This is a genomic window from Candidatus Pelagibacter sp. PS_31 (genome assembly GCF_059417865.1).
The window spans coordinates 513,884-534,931 of the sequence record NZ_CM182069.1; the positions used below are offsets into that span (position 1 = coordinate 513,884).

Sequence of the window (21,048 nt, forward strand, 5' to 3'; positions counted from 1 at the left end):
AATATATATTAAAAAAGGTAGAAAACAACTGCATGAGCTTAGACAACATTAACATAATTGACTTAGATCTAAAAAAAGATCAAAAAGTTTTAGATTTTAGTGATTTTCAAAAACAAGATATTAAATTTGATATTAATAAACTCCAAGAAGCTTATAACCAAATTGTTCAAACAAGAAAATTTGATGATGGCGGAGGCATTGCTCACTTTGGCGCTATTTGTTTAACACAAATTCCTGGAGATCCAGATTCTATTAAAGGAAGCAAGGCTAGAGGCTCTTACTGGACAAAACCAGACAAATCAGGAAAAGAAGTTACTAGAGATGTTTCAATAGATGAGTCCGCATACTCTGAATTTATACCAGACTATGAAAACACTTATTTCAAGGAAGTATTTGATGCACTTTCTTCAAAATACAAATTAGGTAGAGTTAGAATTTTACTTAAGGAGCCAAGATCAACATTGAGTTGGCATAGAGATCCAGAGCCAAGGTTACATATACCTATAATTACAAACCCTGGTTGCTTAATGGTTATTGATAATGTCGCAAAACACATGCCTGCTGATGGCTCAGTGTGGGTAACTAATAATGTAAAATACCATAATGCCTTTAATGGTGGTGAAGAAAACAGAGTTCACTTGGTAGCCTGTGTTTTAGATTATAAGTTTAATTAAATTGAAAAAAATATTTTTATCCTCTGATCACGCTGGCTATAAATTAAAAGAATTAATTAAACTTCATTTAGAAAAAAAGAAAATTAACTATACAGACTTAGGTCCGTTCAATAGTGAAAGTGTTGACTATCCAGACTATGCTCATAAAGTTGCTAAAAAAGTTAAAACAAACAATAATCATGCCGGCATACTCGTATGTGGCTCTGGGATGGGAATGAATATTGTTGCAAATAGACATAAAAATATACGTGCTGCTCAGTGTTTTAATTTGAAATCGACTAAATTATCAAGATTGCATAACGATGCAAATATCATTACATTAGGATCAAGACTTCTTACTAAAAAAACTGCTTTAAATTGTGTTAGCGTTTTTTTAAATACAAAGTTTGAAGGTGGAAGGCACGCAAAAAGAATTAAAAAGATTTAATTATGTCTAGTGAAAAAAACTATTTAAATGAAAATTATAAAAGCTTTTTTGAAGACAGCTTATCTGTTACTGATCCAGAATTACATAAAGCCATAAGTGATGAGTTAAAAAGACAACAACAACATATAGAATTAATTGCTTCTGAAAATATAGTTTCTCAAGCTGTTTTAGAAGCTCAAGGCTCTGTATTAACAAATAAATATGCAGAAGGATATCCTGGAAAAAGATACTATAATGGATGCGAGCATGTTGATGTTGCTGAAAATTTAGCCATAGAGAGATTAAAGAAAATTTTTGATTGTAAATTTGCAAATGCCCAACCACATTCTGGGGCTCAAGCAAATGGTGCTGTATTTTTAGCGCTATTAAATCCTGGTGATACATTTATGGGAATGAGTTTAAATTCTGGTGGACATATTACTCATGGGTTAAAAATATCAATGTCAGGTAAATGGTTTAATCCTATAGGGTATGACGTTGATAAAGAGTCTGAACTTATTGATTATGATAATGTTGAAAAACTTGCATTAGAACATAAACCAAAACTCATAATTTGTGGTGGTAGCGCTTATTCTAGAGTAATTGACTTTAAAAGATTTAGAGAGATTGCTGATAAAGTAGGGGCATATTTGATGGTGGATATGGCTCATTTTTCAGGTTTAGTTGCTGGTAAAGGTTATCCTAACCCATGTGAACACGCACACGTAGTTACTTCAACAACTCATAAAGTTTTCAGAAGTGCTAGAGGTGGAATTATTTTAACTAATCATGAAGACCTAGCAAAAAAATTTAATACTGCAGTATTTCCTGGTTATCAAGGTGGACCGTTGATGCATGTCATCGCTGGAAAGGCTGCTGGGTTTTTGGAAGCTTTAAGACCAGATTTTAAAGATTATATCAAATCAGTTTTGGCAAATGCCAAAATTTTATCTGAGACACTTAAGAATAATGGTTTTAAAATTTATTCTGGTGGAACTGATACACACTTAATGTTAGTTGATCTAAGACCTTTCAATGTTAAGGGTAATGCCGCTGCTGAAAGCCTTTCAAATGCTAATATTACCTGTAACAAAAATGGAATACCTTTTGATTCTGAAAAGCCAATGATTACTTCTGGGATAAGACTTGGAACTCAAGCTGCAACAACTAGAGGCTTTGGTTTAAAAGAGTTTGAGAAAGTAGGAGAATTAATTACCAAAGTTGTAAAAGGTTTGTCTGAAAACCCTGAGGATAACAGTAAAATTGAAGAAGAGGTTAGAAATGAAGTTATAGGTCTTACATCTAACTTTCCAATCTATAAAAATTTAAAATAATGATTTGTTCAATTTGCAAAAAAGGTGAAACATCAGTAGTAGATTCTAGACCCACAGAAGATGGAACAGCCATAAGAAGAAGAAGACTTTGTGTGTGTGGAGCTAGATTCACAACTTTCGAAAGAGTACAATTTAGAGAAATAATGGTCGTCAAAAAGAATGGAAGAAAATCATCGTTTGATAGAGATAAACTTTCTAAATCAATCTATATAGCATTAAAGAAAAGACCTATTGATACCGAAACTGCAGAAAAATTTATTAGTCGGACTTCAAGAGCTTTAGAAGAACTTGGTCAAAGTGAAATTTCATCAAATACAATTGGCACAATGGTTATGGAAGGTTTGAAAGATCTTGATCCTGTTGCATACGTTAGATTTGCATCTGTTTATAGAAATTTTAGAGAAGAAAAAGACTTTGTGCAATTCGTGGACAAATTAGATGTCTACAAAAAAAGATAAATTTTCAATTAAAGATAAAATTTTTATGGAGCTTGCCTTGAATTTGGCAAAAGCTCGTCATGGACTAACTGGAATTAATCCTTCTGTAGGTTGTGTAATTGTTAAAAATAATAAAATACTTTCAATTGGTCAAACAGGTTTTAAAGGTACACCTCATGCGGAATTTAATGCCATTAAAAATTCACATGAAAATTTAGAAGACTCAAAAATGTATGTGACCCTTGAACCATGTAGTCATTATGGAAAAACGCCTCCGTGCACAAATATTATAATTAAAAATAAAATTAAAGAAGTTGTCTATGGAGTTGAAGATATTGATAAAAAAGTTAAAGGTAAAACTTTAAAAATTCTTAAGTCAAAAAATATTTTAGTAAAAAAAGATTTACTCAAAAAACAAATTAATAAATTTTATGCACCTTATTTTTTTAATAGAAAAAAAAACCTTCCTTATGTTACTGGTAAAATTGCAATTTCTAAAAATAATTTGATATATAGCAAAGATACTAAAAGAATTTCAGATATTCATACTGATAAATTTACACATTTTCTTAGATATAAAAATGACTCGTTAATGATTTCCTCCAAAACTTTAAATAAAGATGACCCAAAACTCAATTGCAGACTAGAAGGTTTGAGTAAATTTTCTCCTAAAAGAATAATTTTAGATAGAAACTTAGAAATTAAAAAGAATTCATATATTTTTAAAACAGCAAATAAAAACAATACTATAATTTTTTATCATAACGCCAAAGCTGAGGTGAAATTAATGTTTAAAAAAAAAGGTATAACTTTAATCAAAAGTAAATTAAATAAAAATAGCTTTGATATTAAATCAATTTTAATGAAACTCTATGTCCTTGGCTGTAGGAATTTATTAGTTGAAGGGGGAAATGATCTATCTAAACACCTTATTAAAAAAAAATTATTTAATGAATTTTATTTATACAAATGTACTAAAAGTTTATCAAAGTTAGTCAATCATAAAGAGATTGGTTTTCTTAAAGAATTAAAGAAAAATTATAAAAATAAATTAAAAATTAATAAAAAGTTAGGCAAAGATGTAATTACACTTTACAAATAATATTATGTTTAATGGAATAATTTTTAATCAAGGTTTAATTACTAAATTTGAAAAAAGATCAAAAGGTATTAATATTTTTGTAAAAGCTGATTTAAAGTTAACACATAAAGATCTGGGTGTATCAGTTGCTTGTGATGGTGTTTGCTTAACATTGATCGATATCAAAAAACAGATAATGGAATTTTATCTTTCTGATGAAACTATACAAAGATCAAAATTTAAATTTTTAAAAATAAATGATAAAATCAATCTTGAACTTCCCTTAAAATTTGGTCAAAAGATATCAGGACATATTTGCCAAGGCCACATTGATGCGGTAGGTAAAATACAGAGTATTAAAAAAATTGATAAATCGTATTTATTTGATTTTGAAATTGTCAAAAAAGAACGAGCAAATTTAATTGATAAAGCATCTATATGTATAAATGGAATTTCTTTAACAATTTCCAAAGTAACCAAAAAAGGTTTTCAAGTTTGGGTTATTCCACACACCTTTAAGCTAACAAATTTATCTTCGTTAAAAAAAGGCAGTCTAGTTAATATAGAGATAGATATCTTATCTAAATACGTTAGAAATTATTTTAATGAAAAAAAATAATTATGCATCCATTGAAAGTATAATAAATATCGCAAAGAAGGGCGGTATGTTTATCTTAGTTGACGATGAGAAAAGAGAAAACGAAGGAGACTTAATAATATCAACCACAGACTCAAGTGCTAAAAATATAAATTTTATGGCAAAATATGGTCGCGGATTAATTTGTCTGGCGCTAGATAGTGTACAAGCAAAACGTTTAAATTTATCTTTGATGTCACCAATAAATCAATCAAGGAATAAAACTGCATTTACAATTTCTATTGAAGCAAAAAAAGGAATAACAACAGGTATCTCAGCAAAAGATAGAGCAAAGACAATTAAAATTGCTTCAAAAAAAAATGCAAATAAGAAAGACATAGTTTCACCTGGACATGTTTTTCCAATTATTGCGAAAGATGGCGGCGTTTTAGTAAGAGCTGGCCACACAGAAGCCTCTGTTGATATTTCAAAACTTGCTAAAAAAAATAACTCTGCAGTTATTTGTGAAATAATGAATGAAGATGGGACAATGGCCAAAGGTCAAGATTTATTCGATTTTGCAAACAAACATAATTTAAAGATAGGTAAAATCGAAGACCTTATTGCTTATCGTTTAAAAAAAGAAAAACTAATTAAACTTAAAAAACAATCAGATATTAAAGTAAAAAATCAAAAATATAAAATTCGAATTTATGAAAACCTTTTGGATGGATCTGAGCATTTTGCTTTGATTAAAGGAAATATTAAAAAAGGGATAATACCAAGAGTTAGAGTAATTTCTTCTAACGTAGTTCAAAATTATTTAATCAATCAACAATTACCAAATTCATTTGATAAAACTTTAAATTATTTTAAGAAATTTAATAACTGTGTTTTAGTTTTTATAAAAGATACAAATTTAAAATCTGTTACACAAACACTTAAGGATTATAAAAATAAAAATTTCTATAAAAAAGGAAATGATAAGCTTATAAGAAATTATGGTATTGGTGCTCAAATAATTAAAGATTTAAAGATTAAAAATATGATATTAATTACTAAGTCTCTTAAAAAAGTTATTGGTTTGGAAGGTTATGATATAAAGATTACTAAACAGGAAATTATTTAATGAAAAGAAAATATTTAATAGTTATTGCTGATTATTATAAAGATATATCAAAGGGTTTACTAAGTAGTGCAAAGAGCATATTACCCAAATCTAGTTTAATAAAAATTATTAATGTTCCTGGTGTTTTTGAAATACCAGTCACGATTTCAAAGAATATTAAAAAATATGATGCTTTTTTAGCTCTTGGTTGTGTTATTAAAGGCCAAACACCTCATTTTGATTTTATTTCTCATTCTTCAACTGATGCAATAATGAAACTTTCTGTAGATAGCAAAAAACCCATTGGTAATGGAATTATTACCTGTCTTAATATGCGTCAAGCTATAGCTAGGAAGAAAAAGGGTAGAGAAGCAGCTCAAGCTGTAATATCTGTTCTATCTCAATAACAATGAGAACTCCATATAATCCCAATCAAAGTCCGAGGGTAATTATTATCCAAAAGTTATATGGAAATTTTTTTAATGATGACACAGACTTAACTTTTCCCAAACATAGATTTAAAAAATTCATTAAGGATGTTGTTTTAGGTACCATTGAAAGAGATGAAGTTATTAAAGAAGAGGTTAAAAAATATCTAAGTGAAGACTTAGAGTTAACTAATTTAGACCAGGTTTTTCAAGTGATAGTAAAATCTGCTATATTTGAGTTTTTATACAAACCTAAAGTTTCTTCCAAAATAATTATTAAAGAATATCTTGATGCATCAAACTTTTTTTTAGAAGATGGTCAAACTAAATATTTAAATGCAATATTAGACAAAATAGCTAAAAAAATAAGAACTACTAATGCATGAATTTGAATTAATAAAAAATTATTTTCAAAAACTTTCTAAAAAATCACCAAGTGCCTTAAATTTGAATGATGATGTTTTTTTTGATAAAAAAAATAAATTAGCAGTATCTGTTGATACATATACAGAAGGCAATCATTTCATAGACTTTAAAAGACCTGATCTTGTCATTAAGAAAATAATTAGATCATCAATTTCAGATTTAATATGCAAAGGTATTAAACCAAAATATTATTTTATTTCTGGTTCTGGTAATAAAAAAAGTTTTTCTAAATTAAATTTATCAAAAATCAGCAAATCACTTAATCAAGAACAAAATAAATATAAAATATTTTTAAGTGGTGGAGATACAGTTTTTTCTAACAAGTTAAGTTTTACAATTACTTCAATAGGTTTTGCCGATAATATTATCTATAGAAACAAAGCTAAACTTTATGATGATGTATATGTCTCTGGAAATATAGGAGACAGCTATTTAGGGCTATTAGTTTTAAAAAATAAAATTAAGCTTAATTCAAGATTAAAAAAATATTTTACTAATCAATATTTTATGCCAAATATTCAATTAAAATTAATTGATCAAATTAAAAAGTTTGCCAATACCTCAATTGATATATCTGATGGACTTATAGCGGACCTTGATAAAATGATTAATAATCAGAAATTATCTTATAAAATTTTTTTAAAAGATATTCCAATTTCAAGTAACCTAAAGAAGATACTTGCTCTTAAAAAACTATCTAAGATTAATTACATTTCTAATGGTGATGATTATCAGGTCTTATTTACAGCTTCTAAAAATAAGATGAGAATCATAAGAAAAATAGCTACTAATTGTAGAGTTAAGCTAACTAAAATTGGCACAATTCAAAGCCATGTTAAAAAATCATCCATTGTAGATAATGAAAATCGGCAAATTACCCTTAAAAATAAAGGTTATTTTCATAAGTTTTAAAAAGTTAAATATTGCCTTTTATTGCTTTTTTTGTATTGTCCGGACTTTAAAGAATAAAATTTAACAACCAAACAACCAAAGGCAAAATGAACTCACTAATAGAAACAATATTATTATTTACCATAGCAGCTGGATCTCTTTCAATCGTTTATGGTTTTTTTACAGGAATGAATATCCTTAATTCAAGTGCAGGAAATGCCAAGATGCAAGAAATAGCATCAGCAATTCAAATTGGTGCTAAGGCTTATTTAGCAAGACAATATAAAACAATTGCCGTGGTTGGAGTTGTTGTTTTAGTTATTATTTGCTTTGTGTTCAGTCCATTAGTTGGTTTAGGTTATTTTATTGGTGCTACATTATCAGGTATAGCTGGTTATGTTGGAATGTTAGTTTCTGTTCAAGCTAACGTTAGAACTGCTGAAGCATCAAGAAAAGGTTTAGCAAGCGGTCTTGCTGTTGCATTTAAATCAGGTGCTGTAACTGGAATGTTAGTTGCTGGATTAGCTTTGCTTGCAATTGCAGTTTATTACTATTTTTTATTAAAAGTAGGTATTGATGACAGAGAAGTTGTTAATGCATTAGTTGCATTAGGCTTTGGTGCTTCTTTAATATCAATTTTTGCAAGATTAGGTGGTGGAATTTTTACAAAAGGTGCTGATGTTGGTGCTGACTTAGTTGGTAAAGTTGAAGCAGGTATTCCAGAAGATGATCCTAGAAATCCAGCTGTAATTGCTGACAATGTTGGAGATAACGTTGGTGATTGTGCTGGTATGGCAGCAGATTTATTTGAAACTTATGCTGTAACAATTGTTGCAACAATGGTTCTTTCTTCGATATTTTTTTATGGTGATTTAAATATGATGATCTATCCTCTAACTATTGGTGGTGCTTGTATTTTAACATCAATCTTAGGAACTTTCTTTGTTAAACTTGGAAAAAGTAAAAATGTTATGAATGCTTTATATAAAGGGTTTGTAGTTTCTGCTGTTTCTTCATTAATAATTTTATACCCTGTTACTGATTATGTAATTGGATTTGCAAGCGAATATACTGTTAATGGTAAAAGCTTTACTGGTATGAGTTTGTATTATTGTGGAATAATTGGTTTAGTTATTACTGGACTATTAATTTGGATTACTGAATACTACACTGGTACTGAATACAGACCAGTAAGAAGTATTGCTAAATCTTCTACAACTGGTCATGGAACAAATGTTATTCAAGGCTTAGCTGTTTCTATGGAAGCTACTGCAGTACCAGCTTTAATTATTGTTGCGGGCATATTAGCAACAAATTCAATCGCAGGTCTTTATGGTATCGCTATTTCAGTAACTACAATGCTTGCATTAGCAGGTATGGTTGTTGCGCTTGATGCTTATGGTCCTGTAACAGATAATGCTGGTGGTATTGCTGAAATGGCTAAATTACCAAATAGTGTTAGAAAAACTACTGATGCATTAGATGCAGTAGGTAATACGACTAAAGCTGTTACTAAAGGTTATGCTATAGGTTCAGCAGGCTTAGGTGCTCTAGTATTATTTGCAGCTTATGTTGAGGACATCAAGCACTTTTCAGGTGTAGCAGGTTCAAAGCTTGAAGGAATTGTTGTAACTTTTGATTTATCAAATCCTTACGTTGTAGTTGGTTTATTAATTGGTGGAATGCTTCCATATTTATTTGGATCAATGGGTATGCAAGCTGTTGGTAGAGCAGGTGGTGCAGTGGTTGTTGAAGTAAGAAGACAATTTAAAAAATATCCAGGTATCATGAAGGGTAAACAAAAACCTGATTATGCTAAATTAGTAGATTTATTAACTTTAGCTGCAATTAGAGAAATGATTATACCTTCGTTATTGCCAGTTCTTTCTCCTATTGTTTTATACTTTGTAATACTAGCTATAGGCGGTCAAGTTGCTGCTCTAGCTGCTGTAGGTGCAATGTTGTTAGGTGTAATTATTACAGGTTTATTTGTAGCTGTTTCAATGACTGCGGGTGGTGGTGCTTGGGATAATGCAAAAAAGTATATTGAGGACGGAAATCACGGTGGAAAAGGTTCTGAAGCACACAAAGCTGCCGTAACAGGTGACACTGTTGGAGATCCTTACAAAGATACTGCCGGTCCTGCTGTTAATCCAATGATTAAAATTACAAATATTGTGGCTTTGCTATTGTTGGCGGTGATTGCTGGTTAAATTAATTTATTTTTTTTTTACCAAGAGGGTCGTTTATTTTTTGTCTTACTGAGTACAAAAATTCATATATAAAATTATTTTTAGAATAACTCATTTGAGTTGTGTCTTCAGAAAATTTTATATAGTTCATGTCTTCTTTAGTAAAAAAAACATTTTTTGATAAAACTCCTCTGTTATCAATATCCAATAGTAAGATGTTATTTTTTAACAATTCTTTTTTCCCTAAATTTGATAGTTTTGAGGAGCTAGTTTGTATTTCCATATAAATCCATAATTCCTGATTAAAAGCCCCTTTTGTTGAAGGGGGCCCTAAAAGTTCAATTATATCGTTTTTATTTGTTTTACCAATTATAAGTTTTTCATTCTTCTTATCTAAAAAATGTACTCCGTGATGTTTTATAACTTTATTTAATGTACAATTTGAAATAAATAAAAAAATAACAATTAAATAAAAATAATTTTTCATGAGCAGAGAATATTTAAATATTTACAACAATTTAGTTAAATTAACTAGAAATAAAGATTTGTATAGGGATTTTAAAAATCAGGATACTTTTTCTGATAGATTGATTTTTTTTTTACTGCATTTTGCTTTCTTTTTGAATGTTTATAAGAAAAATAATGATAAAAAAATACTACAAGAGATTTATGATTTTACCTTCAGACAAGTTGAATTAAGCATCAGGGAAATTGGTTATGGTGACCAATCAATTAATAAAAAAATGAAAGATTACCTAAACTTATTTTATGGAATGATAGACAAAATTCACAGTTGGGATGAATTAGATATTGAATCTCGAAACTCTATTTTGGTAAATTTTTTAGATAATTCATCTAATATTGAGTATTTAGTTAAATATTTTGAAGATTATAGGTTAAATTTAAAAAATAATACTTTAAATTCTTATATAAAAGGTGTAGTTAAGCAGTAATTTTATTATGGCTGTACCTAAACGAAAACAATCACCGTCAAGAACTGGAATGAGAAGAGCTCAGAATATGAAGTTCAAATCTACCAATATTGTTGAGGACAAGAAATCTGGAGAATACAGATTATCTCATCACTTAGACCTAAAAACAGGCATGTATAGAGGTAGACAAGTTTTAGATTCTAAGGAATAAAAGTCCAAAATTAAATGAGCAAAATAATAAAAATTGCAGTTGATGCAATGGGTGGAGATAATTCACCAAAAAAAATTATTGATGGAATTAATCATCATTATAAAAGTAACACTAATACTTTTTATCAAATTTTTGGTGATAAGGAAAAAATCAGAAATTATATAAATGATCAATTACCCACATCTTCATATGAAATAATTCACACTAAAGATTTGGTTAAAGGAACTGATAGTCCTTTAGAAGGAGCCAAAAGAGGAAAAAACACTAGTATGTGGTTAGCCATACAAAGTGTTAAAGAAAAAAAATCTGACATAGTTATTTCTGCTGGTAACACTGGAGCATTACTTGTTATTTCAAAACTTAATCTAAATATGATTGAAAACATTGATAAACCAGCTCTTTCTGCTTTATGGCCAAATAAAAAGAATATGAGTGTTGTGCTAGATTTGGGAGCTAATATCGAATGTAGTCCAAAAAATTTAATTGATTTTTCTATAATGGGATCTTCGTTATTTAAATCGTTATATCCTGATGATACCGCTAAAGTTGCTTTATTAAATATAGGTTCTGAAGAAATTAAAGGTAATGAGATTATCAAAGAAACTTACCAACAATTAAATCAAAGAAATAACACTGACTTTGAGTTTAAGGGTTATATAGAAGGTAATCAGTTAATGAATGGCGATGTAAATGTTATCGTTGCTGATGGATTTACTGGAAATATTGCTTTGAAGACAGCCGAAGGTACTGCAAATTTTATTACAAGTGAATTAAAGAAAGCCATGACAGGTAATATTATTGGTAAAATTTCATCTTTACTAAATATTTCAAATTTAAAAAAATTTAAAGAAAGATTAGATCCAAGACTTTATAATGGTGCAATTTTCATAGGTTTAGATTCTCCTGTTATTAAAAGCCATGGTGGAACAGATTATATAGGCTTTTCAAACTCATTAAGTGTTTGCACTAGAATTGTCACTGGAAATTTAATAGAAAAGATAAGAAACAACATAAGTTAATGCAAAGAACCAACTTAACAAAAAAAGATCTTATAAATTCAATTTATATGCAAATTGGTTTTTCAAAAAATATATCTGAAAATTTGATTGATGATTTTCTAATCACAATAGTAGACAATTTAAAAATAGAAAAAAAATTAAAGCTTTCTAAATTTGGTACTTTTTCTATAAGAGCAAAGAAAAGTAGAATTGGACGAAACCCCAAAACAAAAGAACAAACAACTATATCTAATAGAGATGTCGTTTTATTTAAAGCTTCTAAGGAATTTAAAGATTTGGTAAATTCTAAGAATGATTCATAAAAATAATGACGCTTATAAGTCAATAGGTGAGGTAGCTAAAATTCTTGGTCTTGTAAACAAAAAAAAAGGAACCTTGAATACTCATACTATTCGATTTTGGGAGAAGGAATTTAAGCAAATTAAGCCAAAAATTTTAAATGGTAATAGAAGATATTATAATAATGATACTATTGAGGTTTTAAAAAAAGTTAAATATCTACTCAAAGATCAAGGAATGACAATTATTGGTGTTAAAAAAGTTCTTAATTCTGATAAATCATTAAAACTTGACGAATTACCAAATAATTCTATAAATGCTGATTATAATTTAAAAAATAAACTTAAGAAGATTTCTGATTTAATAAAAAAAATAAAAAGTTTAAAATAAAATGGCAAAAAAAACGCACGTTAAAGTTAGATTAGTACCAGAGGCTAAACCTGATAGTCCTTTTTTTTATTATGTTAAAAAACCTGCGGGTGGTGAAAAAGCTAAAGTTAAATTGTCTGCAAAGAAATATAACCCTTCTACAAGAAAACATGAAATGTTTGTGGAAAAAAAATTACCTCCACACAGTAAATAGTATTATTTTTTTCTAAAATTTCTTTTTTCGTAATCAATAAAAGACCAAATCATATTTTTCCAAATTCTATTAGTGATTTTTGGGTCAATATTAGTTTGTATTGATTTTTTTTTAATTTTTTTAAGTATAAAATTGATCCTTTTTTGATCAATTATTTCTTTTTTATGTATTTTTACTTTTAGCACTTCATTGACTAGAGAAGATCTTTTTTTGATTAATTTAAGTAAATCATTATCAAGTTTATCAAGCTTAATTCTAATCTGATTTAGTTTTTTTTTATTTGTAGGCGACATTTATTCAATTGGTTATTAAGATAATTATTATAAGTATAATTTATGTTTGTAAATAGCGACAACTATATAAAATATTTGAAATTGTGGTTAATAACTTTATTTTCATTAATTGTTCTTATGGTAGCTGTCGGTGGTCTTACTAGACTAACAGACTCTGGTTTATCAATCACAGCCTGGGAGCTCTTTACTGGAATACTCCCACCTATGAATATTAATGAGTGGAATTTTTATTTCTCAGAGTACAAAAAAATTCCTGAATATAAAAATATTAACTACGGCATGTCCTTAGATGAATTTAAAGTGATTTTTTATTGGGAGTATGCTCATAGATTGTTAGCAAGATTTGTAGGTTTGTTTACTTTAGTGCCTTTGCTTTTCTTCACTCTCTATTTTAAAAAAACCCTGCATTATTCTAATAAATATTATTGGATTTTTTTTCTTGTGTGTCTTCAGGGGTTCATTGGTTGGTATATGGTATCTAGCGGATTAATTGAAAATAATGACGTTAGTCACTTTAGACTTAGCATTCATTTATCTTTGGCTTTATTTATTTTATGTTTAATTTTTTGGTATATTTTAGATATTCATAAAATTAAAAAATTTGAAAATAAAATTCCAAATTTATTTTTATTATTTATACTTAAATTGATAGTTTTGCAGATTGTATTGGGTGCTTTTTTATCAGGTTTAGATGGTGGTCTCATCTATAATTCATGGCCTGATATGAATGGTGGTTTTTTTCCAAATGATGTTAGTTATGGTGATTTAATTACTACTCAATTATTTAACAACCCATCAATTATTCAATTTTTGCATAGATCAACTGCATATTTGCTTTTATTTTTTATAATTATTTTAAATTTTATCTATTTTAAAAAACAATATGATTTTAAATATGTATTATTTTTTGATGTTGCTATCTTGTTTCAAATTTTTTTAGGAATTATAACTTTGATTTCTGGTGTAGAGATTACATACGCTTCACTACACCAGCTAGGTTCAATATTAGTTTTGAGTTCTTATTTTTTGATATTATATAAAAACTCTAACTAACTGCTTTCAAATTCCCTTTAGAAGATTTATTTAAAGCTTGGTCTAAATCCTCAATAATGTCATCTATATGCTCAATACCAATACATAATCTTACGTATCCAGGAGTTACACCTGAGGCTAACAATTCTTTTTCTGTTAACTGACTATGAGTTGTTGTTGCAGGATGAATTGCTAAACTTCTTGCATCTCCAATATTTGCAACATGATAAAACATTTTTAAAGACTCGATAAATCTCTTACCTGCTTCAATACCACCTTTGAGCTCTATACCAACTAAACCACCATTTCCTTCATTTAGGTATTTTTTAGCACGATCAGCAATTTTACCCTCATGTTCTGTTGGATAGATTACTCTTGTTACTTCTTTATTTTTCTTTAAATAGTCAACAACTTTTGATGCATTTGAGCAGTGTTGTTTCATTCTAAGAGCAACTGTTTCAAGCCCTTGAATAATTCCAAATGCATTGTCAGGTGATAGGGCAGAACCAAGATCTCTTAGCAATGTAACCCGCGCTCTTACTGCAAAAGAAACATTAGCCCCAGTTAATTCTGGAACCACTTTTCCCCATATAGCTCCACCGTAACTTGCGTCAGGTTCGTTAAATAAAGGTTGTCTTTTGGGATCAGCTGTCCAATCAAAATTACCTCCATCAACTAAAGCTCCACCTACAACTGTACCGTGACCACCTATATATTTTGTTAATGAATAAACTACTACAGCAGCACCATGTTCTAAAGGTTTGCAAATTACAGGGGCAGCTGTGTTGTCCATTATTAATGGTATATTGTATTTTTTACCAATATCAGAAACTTCTTTAATTGGAAAAACTCTCAAATAAGGATTTGGTAAAGTCTCACCATAAAAAGCTCTAGTTTTATCATCAACAGCTTTTTCAAAGTTTTTTGGGTCAGAAGGGTCTGCATATCTAACCTCAATACCAAGTTTACTTAATGTATGCGTGAATAACGAAATAGTACCTCCATATAAATCCGTAGAGCTGACTATATTATCTCCGGCTTGTGCAACGTTTAAAATTGCAAAAGTTGATGCGGTTTGTCCAGATGCTACTGTTAAACAGGCTAATCCTCCTTCTAATGAAGCAACTCTTTTTTCAAGAGCATCATTTGTTGGATTCATTATTCTTGTATAAATATTTCCAAATTCCTTAAGAGCAAACAAATTCGCAGCATGTTCAGTACTATCAAATTGATACGATGTTGTTCTATAAATTGGAACTGCTACTGCTTTGGTTGTTGGATCGCTTCTATAATCACCACCATGTATAGCTATAGTCTCAGGGTTTTGTCTTTTTGTACTCATCTTAATACTCCTTTTTTAGTACTTTTGCTTTATGCAAGGCGTACAATACAGTTCAAATGCGCCTACCGATAATGTGGGTAAAAAATCCTTTTTAGCAATAACTAGCCTGCAATAGGAACAAATCGGCTATATAGAAATATCATTTAAGCAAGATATTGCAAGGGAAATATAAAATTGACATTATATCTAATAATAGTATTAATCCTCGCACAATGACAAAATTTCTAAAAAGTGGTGATTTAAACAGTAACTGGTTTGAGATTGATGCTAAAAATGCTGTAGTTGGCAGATTAGCTTCTATTATCGCTATGATTGTTAGAGGAAAAAATAAAACAACTTTTACACCTCATATGGATGATGGTGATTTTGTTGTTGTTAAAAATGTTGAACAAGCAAAGTTCACAGGAAAAAAATTTAAAGATAAAAAATATTATAGACATACTGGTCACCCAGGTGGAATTAAAGAAATTACTCCTGAAAAATTATTAGAAAAAAATAAACCTGGCGAGACATTAAAATTAGCTATTAAAAGAATGTTACCTGGTGGAGTTCTAGGAAGAAAACAATTAACTAAAGTAAAAATTTATGCTGGTGAAGAACACCCTCATGCATCACAAAACCCAAAACTTTTAGACCTAGGTAAATTAAACAGTAAAAATCTAATAAGAAATTAATATGGAAACAGCAGCTACACCAAATAAAGTATCTACAAAAAAACCTAAAATTAAATTAGATTTTAAAGATAGTAAATACGCAACTGGTAGAAGAAAAAAATCTATTGCAAAAATTTGGGTGAAAAAAGGTACTGGCAAAATTTACGTTAATGGCAGAACTATGGATGAGTATTTCACTAGCGGAAGTCACAAAATGCAAATCACAAGACCATTTGAGATTATAAACCAAGCCACTGATTATGATGTAAGATGTAGTGTAGCAGGTGGTGGACATACTGGTCAAGCTGGTGCAATGGTTCATGGTATTGCTAAAGCATTAATCTTATTTGATTCAGAGAATAGAGCAGTACTTAAGACAGAAAAGCTTAATACTAGAGACTCTAGATCGGTTGAAAGAAAAAAACCTGGTCGTAGAAAAGCAAGAAGAAGCTTCCAATTCTCGAAAAGATAATTCTTTTTTAACTCTAAACTGTTATAATAAAAAAATGCCTAAGCTTAATGTTTTAGTTGCTGGATCAACTGGTTATATTGGTGTTCAATTAATTAAATTATTAGTTAAACACAGCAATGTTAACATTAAATATCTTTGTGGTAATACCTCTGTTGGAAAAAATATCTCTAGTTATGAAAAATCATTAAGTTCAAAAAAATTACCTAAAATTATTAGATACAATAAAGAACTTTTAAAAAACATAGACCTTGTTTTTACAGCTCTACCTAATGGTGAAGCACAAGATATTTCAAATGATTTATTAAAACACAATATATTAATTGATTTAGCTGCAGACTTTAGACTTAATAAAGCATCAAATTATCTAAAATGGTACAAACAAAAACATAGATCTGTCAAAAATATTAAAAAATCAATTTATTCATTACCAGAAATCAATGGTGACAAATTACAGAAATTTAATATTATTGGATGTCCTGGTTGCTACCCAACATCAATACTTTTACCACTTATTCCTTTAGTTAAGAAAAATTTAATAAAAACAGATAATGTTATTATAGATTCAAAATCTGGTTACTCTGGTGCTGGGAGAGGTGTACATAAAAAATATAAGGATAAAAATCTTTATGAATCCTTAAGCGCTTATGGTGTGGGTTTCCATAGACATAACTCTGAAATTCAACAAGAAATCAAAAACTACACTAAAAAGAAATTTTCTTTTACATTCACACCCCATTTAGCACCAATGTTTAGAGGGATACTTAGCACAATTTATCTAGACCTTAACAAAGGTGTAAGTATTAAAAATTTAGAAAATACTTTAAAGAGTCAATATTCAAAAAACAGATTCGTTAAAATTTTAAAAACAAATTCATTGTTAAGTACAAATGACGTAATTAACACAAATAATTGCTCTATAGTAATTTGTAAAACTAAGTATAAAAATAGAGTTATTATTTTATCTGTTATTGATAATTTGATTAAAGGTGGGGCAGGTCAAGCAATACAAAATATGAATATCAAATATGGTTTTAATGAAACAAAAGGATTAATTTGAAATACTTATTTTTATCTTTGATTGTATTTTTAACTTCGTGCTCATTAAACAAAGAGTCTACTTATTGGAATGAAGATCCTATTAAAAAGTCTAATGATGTCAAAAAACTTTCTCAAATATTAAAAAAAACCGGTGATTACAAATCTATGACTTTTGATGAATTTAACCTCTTTCTTAAAGATTATTCAAAAAATGCAGAATACCCAGATATTAACCAATAGATGAAAAATATAATCAACATTGCTGTAGTTGGTCTAGGACAAGTTGGTATTTATTTGTTAAATGAACTTAATACTAAAAAAAAAGATATTGAACTTAAGACAGGAAAAAAAATTAACGTAGTAGCTGTTTCAGCAAGAAGCATTTCTAAAAAAAGAAGATTTAAAGTTAATAAGAAAATATTTTTTAAAAACCCATTAGAAATTTTTAAAAAGACCAAAGTAGATATTTTATTTGAAGCTATAGGTATGTCAGATGGGATTTCAAAAAAAGTTGTGGAAACTGCATTAAAAAATAAAATACATGTAATCACTCCTAATAAAGCACTTATCTCTAAACATGGTGATTTTTTAGGAAAATTAGCAGAGGAAAATAATGTTAATTTAGAATTTGAAGCATCTGTTGCTGGTGGTATTCCAATATTAAGAACCATTAAAGAGGGTCTTGCAACTAACAAAATTTCTAAAGTTTATGGAATTTTAAATGGTACTTCTAACTATATTCTTTCAGAAATGGAAAATTCTAATGATAGTTTTTCTAGCGTATTAAAAAAAGCTCAGCAATTGGGATACGCTGAACCAGGTAACCCTAAATTAGATTTAAATGGTTTTGATGCATTTGCTAAAGTAAGAATTTTGTCTGCTCTAGCTTTTAATACTAAAATTTCAAAACATAAATGCTTAATGGAGGGTGTTGAAAAAATTGAATTAAAAGACATAGAAATTTCCAATCAATTAAATTTACGAATAAAACTTCTTGGCATTTCAGAACTAATTAATGGCCAACTTTTTGAAACTGTACACCCATGCTTAGTTAGTAAAAATTCTTATATTGGTAACGTTGGTGGTGTTATGAATGCTGTTATTCTCGAAGGAAAACCTGTGGGTGAAAGTATATTGCAAGGGGAGGGAGCTGGCCCTGGACCTACTTCTTCATCTTTATTATCAGATTTACTTTCAATTTTAAGAGGTAATATTAAGAAGCCATTTGGCATTCCAGGCACTAAACGTAAATTAATAAAATGTTACAACGTTAATAATTATGTAAATTCACTATATTTGAGATTTGAAGTTAAAGACAAACCTGGAGTTTTATCAACAATTACTAACAGATTAGCTAAGTATAAAATTTCAGTAAAAAGATTAATTCAAACACCTGATAAAAAAAATAATAAAGCTACAATTGTTATTATTACTCATAAAACTAATGAACTTAATTCTAAGAACTGTCTTTCTGTTTTTAATAAAGACAAAAATATTCTAAGATACCCAACATTGATTAGAATTTATAATTAATGGAAATATATCTAAAACTGTTTGAGGTTTTATTTCCTGTCTTTTTTGTTGTTGGTATTGGTTATTATCTTGGCAAAAATAATCCGAAATTAGATACATCTTTTATTACTACCTTTGCAGCAAATATTGGTACTCCAGCAATGATAATATATTCTTTAACATCAACTGGAATGTCTTTTGACATTTTTAAAAATTATTTTTGGTACTATTTGATAGCAATTTTTATTTTTACAATAGTAGGTATAGTTTTTTTATTTTTTTTAAATACTAAAGATATTATTCGTGAGTTACCCCCTTTTGTTATGCCTAATACTGGTAATATGGGTTTACCAATATGTTTATTCGCTTACGGCACTCAAGGTTTGGGTGTCGCTGCTGCAATTTCAGCCTTAATAGTGCTATGCCATTTTACTCTTGGAGTATTTCTTGCTGATAGAAAATTTGATTTAAGTGTAATTCTTAAAAACCCACCTTTTTATGCGATTATAATTTCAGTAATTTTTCTATACTTTAGAATAGAACTTCCTCTCTTTATTGAAAATACAACTTTTCTGCTAATGTACGCTACGATTTTTTTAATATTAATGTCTTTAGGAATTGCTCTTACTCGTTTTAAGGTTTTTTCATTCAAAAAAGCATTTATATCATCAATAGGAAGGGTAATACTTGGCCCAATAATTGGTTTTTCAATAATAAAATATTTTAACCTTTCAGGTTTTGCAGCCGGTGTTCTATTAATTCAATGTTCAATGCCCAGTGCTGTTTTAAATTATCTTGTGGCATCAATTTATTCACCGAAAAAGATTGTAGATAGTGTTGCTAGTACCATTGTTGTTTCAACAGTCATGTCTTTTTTTACTATTCCTGTAGTCGTATTCTTTGCTTTAAAATACTTTAATTAAACTGTATCTATTGGCTTATGAAAGCCATCATATTTAACCTTTTAGCCTGGGTAATGCTTCCAATCATGGATGGTTTTGCAAAATATTTAAGTGCCGATATGCCCGTTTTACAGATCACGTGGGCTAGATATTTTTTTACGGTCGCGTTCACTCTTCCAATAATGTTCTTGTTTTATAATAAGCAGCTTGTTTGGACAGATAAGCCCAAGTTACAAATAATAAGAGGGTTAATACTACTTTCTGCTAATATTTGTTTTTTCTACGCAATATCTGTTATCTCTTTAGCTAAAGCTTTAACGCTTGCTTTTGTTGCACCCTTAATTGTTACAGCATTCTCACCTATTTTTTTAGGTGAGAAGGTGGGTATAAGGAGGTGGACTGCTGTTATCATAGGATTTATTGGCTCTCTGGTCGTTATAAGGCCAGGTTTTGTAGAAATTAACTTAGCTAGTCTAGCTGCATTAGGAACAGGTATAATGTATGGGTTCTATTTAATAATTACACGTAAATTGAGCACTTCAGATAACCCTTTATTAACCTTATTACTAACTGGATTAGTTGGATTAGTTGCTGTTTCAGGATTAATGCCATTCGTTTGGGTTAATCCAAGTGCCTCTCAATGGTCTATGATGGCTTCTATAGGCGTATTTGCCTGCATTGGGCACTTATTTCTTATATTATCCCTTAAATATGCTGATGCTTCCAAATTAGCTCCATTTAGCTACTTTGAAATCATTACTAATATTATTATTGGGTATTATTTCTTTAGTGACTTTCCTGATAATTGGACATTTTTAGGTTTATCCATTATTATTATGAGTGGAATTTATATTTCTAGAAGAGAGTCTTATATTAAATCTAATTAATTAGGTATAACTTGTTTACTAATACTTAATATTATACATTAATAGTATATATTAAATAACTGTAATTATTGATTTAAATATAATATTATAAATTTATGAAATAATAGATAAAATATTATAATTTTTAACAAATAGTTAAATTATAGTTACTAAAATACGCCTAAAAACAAATAAATGTAGCATAAATTTGTTTTTCTATAGTTGAAAAAGTGAGAATTGAGAAATTTTAATTTTTAAGAAATTAAATATAGTTTTATAGCTAGTTAATATGGTGATTTAGTATTGATATTAAATACTTATTTCAATTAATGGGGTCTTTGGTAAAAATTAGATTATTTA

General features: G+C 28.7%; 28 protein-coding genes and 1 riboswitch. Of the genes, 25 read left to right on the forward strand and 3 right to left on the reverse strand.

The window, feature by feature from the left end; all coding sequences use genetic code 11:
• The first annotated feature begins 32 nt into the window (after positions 1-32).
• The 11 genes from AC5SLN_RS02815 (at position 33) to AC5SLN_RS02865 (ending at position 9,575) form a co-directional block, all read left to right on the forward strand.
• Positions 33-674, forward strand: coding sequence for an aspartyl/asparaginyl beta-hydroxylase domain-containing protein (locus tag AC5SLN_RS02815; protein ID WP_494594025.1), 642 nt, complete (start codon positions 33-35; stop codon positions 672-674).
• Between the two features lies 1 nt (position 675).
• Entirely contained in the window at positions 676-1,101 is a 426-nt protein-coding gene (gene rpiB, locus AC5SLN_RS02820; protein ID WP_494594027.1) for a ribose 5-phosphate isomerase B, read from the forward strand.
• 2 nt (positions 1,102-1,103) lie between these two features.
• The gene (glyA, locus tag AC5SLN_RS02825) at positions 1,104-2,414 is read left to right on the forward strand and encodes a serine hydroxymethyltransferase (protein WP_494594029.1); all 1,311 of its coding nucleotides are present in this window, start codon (positions 1,104-1,106) and stop codon (positions 2,412-2,414) included.
• Positions 2,414-2,872, forward strand: a complete 459-nt coding sequence (nrdR, locus tag AC5SLN_RS02830; RefSeq protein ID WP_006996878.1) for a transcriptional regulator NrdR — start codon at positions 2,414-2,416, stop codon at positions 2,870-2,872. The genes glyA and nrdR overlap by 1 nt, the downstream gene beginning before the upstream one ends.
• On the forward strand, positions 2,853-3,953 hold the full coding sequence (ribD, locus tag AC5SLN_RS02835) for a bifunctional diaminohydroxyphosphoribosylaminopyrimidine deaminase/5-amino-6-(5-phosphoribosylamino)uracil reductase RibD (protein WP_494594031.1): 1,101 nt from the start codon (positions 2,853-2,855) through the stop codon (positions 3,951-3,953). The genes nrdR and ribD overlap by 20 nt, the downstream gene beginning before the upstream one ends.
• Positions 3,954-3,957: 4 nt before the next feature.
• Complete coding sequence (locus AC5SLN_RS02840) at positions 3,958-4,551, forward strand: riboflavin synthase (protein WP_494594033.1); 594 nt, start codon at positions 3,958-3,960, stop codon at positions 4,549-4,551.
• The gene (gene ribB / locus AC5SLN_RS02845; protein ID WP_006996881.1) at positions 4,538-5,638 is read left to right on the forward strand and encodes a 3,4-dihydroxy-2-butanone-4-phosphate synthase; all 1,101 of its coding nucleotides are present in this window, start codon (positions 4,538-4,540) and stop codon (positions 5,636-5,638) included. Before AC5SLN_RS02840 ends, ribB begins: the two co-directional genes overlap by 14 nt.
• Positions 5,638-6,024: a 6,7-dimethyl-8-ribityllumazine synthase gene (ribH, locus tag AC5SLN_RS02850; protein WP_006996882.1), complete on the forward strand. Its 387-nt coding sequence runs from the start codon at positions 5,638-5,640 to the stop codon at positions 6,022-6,024. Before ribB ends, ribH begins: the two co-directional genes overlap by 1 nt.
• 2 nt (positions 6,025-6,026) lie before the next feature.
• Positions 6,027-6,431 (forward strand): transcription antitermination factor NusB, encoded by a 405-nt coding sequence (locus tag AC5SLN_RS02855; protein WP_011282132.1) that lies wholly within the window; start codon positions 6,027-6,029, stop codon positions 6,429-6,431.
• Complete coding sequence (gene thiL, locus AC5SLN_RS02860) at positions 6,424-7,383, forward strand: thiamine-phosphate kinase (RefSeq protein WP_494592448.1); 960 nt, start codon at positions 6,424-6,426, stop codon at positions 7,381-7,383. Before AC5SLN_RS02855 ends, thiL begins: the two co-directional genes overlap by 8 nt.
• An 86-nt stretch (positions 7,384-7,469) precedes the next feature.
• Positions 7,470-9,575 (forward strand): sodium-translocating pyrophosphatase, encoded by a 2,106-nt coding sequence (locus AC5SLN_RS02865; RefSeq protein WP_494594034.1) that lies wholly within the window; start codon positions 7,470-7,472, stop codon positions 9,573-9,575.
• 1 nt (position 9,576) lies between these two features.
• Here the strand turns inward: AC5SLN_RS02865 and AC5SLN_RS02870 are convergent, their stop codons facing one another.
• Positions 9,577-10,041 (reverse strand): hypothetical protein, encoded by a 465-nt coding sequence (locus AC5SLN_RS02870; RefSeq protein ID WP_494594036.1) that lies wholly within the window; start codon positions 10,039-10,041, stop codon positions 9,577-9,579.
• Here AC5SLN_RS02870 and AC5SLN_RS02875 point away from each other — a divergent pair.
• The 6 genes from AC5SLN_RS02875 to AC5SLN_RS02900 are packed head-to-tail and all read left to right on the forward strand — an operon-like array spanning position 10,040 to position 12,578.
• On the forward strand, positions 10,040-10,507 hold the full coding sequence (locus tag AC5SLN_RS02875; protein ID WP_494594038.1) for a ubiquinol-cytochrome C chaperone family protein: 468 nt from the start codon (positions 10,040-10,042) through the stop codon (positions 10,505-10,507). The two genes, AC5SLN_RS02870 and AC5SLN_RS02875, sit on opposite strands and share 2 nt — an antisense overlap.
• 7 nt (positions 10,508-10,514) lie before the next feature.
• Positions 10,515-10,697, forward strand: a complete 183-nt coding sequence (rpmF, locus tag AC5SLN_RS02880) for a 50S ribosomal protein L32 (protein WP_494594040.1) — start codon at positions 10,515-10,517, stop codon at positions 10,695-10,697.
• Between the two features lie 14 nt (positions 10,698-10,711).
• Positions 10,712-11,716, forward strand: coding sequence for a phosphate acyltransferase PlsX (gene plsX, locus AC5SLN_RS02885; protein WP_494594042.1), 1,005 nt, complete (start codon positions 10,712-10,714; stop codon positions 11,714-11,716).
• Positions 11,716-12,018, forward strand: a complete 303-nt coding sequence (locus tag AC5SLN_RS02890; RefSeq protein WP_027306977.1) for an integration host factor subunit alpha — start codon at positions 11,716-11,718, stop codon at positions 12,016-12,018. The genes plsX and AC5SLN_RS02890 overlap by 1 nt, the downstream gene beginning before the upstream one ends.
• Complete coding sequence (locus AC5SLN_RS02895) at positions 12,008-12,385, forward strand: MerR family transcriptional regulator (RefSeq protein WP_494577334.1); 378 nt, start codon at positions 12,008-12,010, stop codon at positions 12,383-12,385. Before AC5SLN_RS02890 ends, AC5SLN_RS02895 begins: the two co-directional genes overlap by 11 nt.
• A 1-nt stretch (position 12,386) precedes the next feature.
• On the forward strand, positions 12,387-12,578 hold the full coding sequence (locus tag AC5SLN_RS02900; protein ID WP_006996892.1) for a 50S ribosomal protein L33: 192 nt from the start codon (positions 12,387-12,389) through the stop codon (positions 12,576-12,578).
• A gap of 2 nt (positions 12,579-12,580) precedes the next feature.
• On the opposite strand, the gene AC5SLN_RS02905 is transcribed toward AC5SLN_RS02900, so the two are convergent.
• Positions 12,581-12,871 (reverse strand): chorismate mutase, encoded by a 291-nt coding sequence (locus tag AC5SLN_RS02905; RefSeq protein WP_006996893.1) that lies wholly within the window; start codon positions 12,869-12,871, stop codon positions 12,581-12,583.
• A 42-nt stretch (positions 12,872-12,913) separates the two neighbouring features.
• Here AC5SLN_RS02905 and AC5SLN_RS02910 point away from each other — a divergent pair, with 42 nt between their 5' ends.
• Positions 12,914-13,924: a COX15/CtaA family protein gene (locus AC5SLN_RS02910; protein ID WP_494594045.1), complete on the forward strand. Its 1,011-nt coding sequence runs from the start codon at positions 12,914-12,916 to the stop codon at positions 13,922-13,924.
• Here AC5SLN_RS02910 and AC5SLN_RS02915 read toward each other — a convergent pair.
• The gene (locus AC5SLN_RS02915; protein WP_006996895.1) at positions 13,917-15,245 is read right to left on the reverse strand and encodes an O-acetylhomoserine aminocarboxypropyltransferase/cysteine synthase family protein; all 1,329 of its coding nucleotides are present in this window, start codon (positions 15,243-15,245) and stop codon (positions 13,917-13,919) included. The genes AC5SLN_RS02910 and AC5SLN_RS02915 overlap by 8 nt on opposite strands.
• Positions 15,246-15,249: 4 nt before the next feature.
• Positions 15,250-15,318: riboswitch (SAM riboswitch) on the reverse strand.
• Positions 15,319-15,457: 139 nt separating this feature from the next.
• On the opposite strand from AC5SLN_RS02915, the gene rplM reads away from it, so the two are divergent.
• The 7 genes from rplM to AC5SLN_RS02950 are packed head-to-tail and all read left to right on the forward strand — an operon-like array spanning position 15,458 to position 20,709.
• Positions 15,458-15,919 (forward strand): 50S ribosomal protein L13, encoded by a 462-nt coding sequence (gene rplM / locus AC5SLN_RS02920; RefSeq protein WP_494594047.1) that lies wholly within the window; start codon positions 15,458-15,460, stop codon positions 15,917-15,919.
• Between the two features lies 1 nt (position 15,920).
• A complete protein-coding gene (gene rpsI / locus AC5SLN_RS02925; RefSeq protein ID WP_271766878.1) occupies positions 15,921-16,370 on the forward strand; it encodes a 30S ribosomal protein S9 in 450 nt (149 codons plus the stop codon).
• A gap of 34 nt (positions 16,371-16,404) precedes the next feature.
• A complete protein-coding gene (gene argC, locus AC5SLN_RS02930; RefSeq protein WP_494594050.1) occupies positions 16,405-17,427 on the forward strand; it encodes an N-acetyl-gamma-glutamyl-phosphate reductase in 1,023 nt (340 codons plus the stop codon).
• The gene (locus AC5SLN_RS02935; RefSeq protein WP_494594052.1) at positions 17,424-17,648 is read left to right on the forward strand and encodes a hypothetical protein; all 225 of its coding nucleotides are present in this window, start codon (positions 17,424-17,426) and stop codon (positions 17,646-17,648) included. The genes argC and AC5SLN_RS02935 overlap by 4 nt, the downstream gene beginning before the upstream one ends.
• The gene (locus AC5SLN_RS02940) at positions 17,649-18,941 is read left to right on the forward strand and encodes a homoserine dehydrogenase (protein ID WP_494594054.1); all 1,293 of its coding nucleotides are present in this window, start codon (positions 17,649-17,651) and stop codon (positions 18,939-18,941) included.
• Entirely contained in the window at positions 18,941-19,843 is a 903-nt protein-coding gene (locus tag AC5SLN_RS02945) for an AEC family transporter (RefSeq protein WP_494594056.1), read from the forward strand. The genes AC5SLN_RS02940 and AC5SLN_RS02945 overlap by 1 nt, the downstream gene beginning before the upstream one ends.
• 17 nt (positions 19,844-19,860) lie before the next feature.
• Positions 19,861-20,709 (forward strand): DMT family transporter, encoded by an 849-nt coding sequence (locus AC5SLN_RS02950; RefSeq protein WP_494594058.1) that lies wholly within the window; start codon positions 19,861-19,863, stop codon positions 20,707-20,709.
• Positions 20,710-21,048 lie beyond the last annotated feature (339 nt).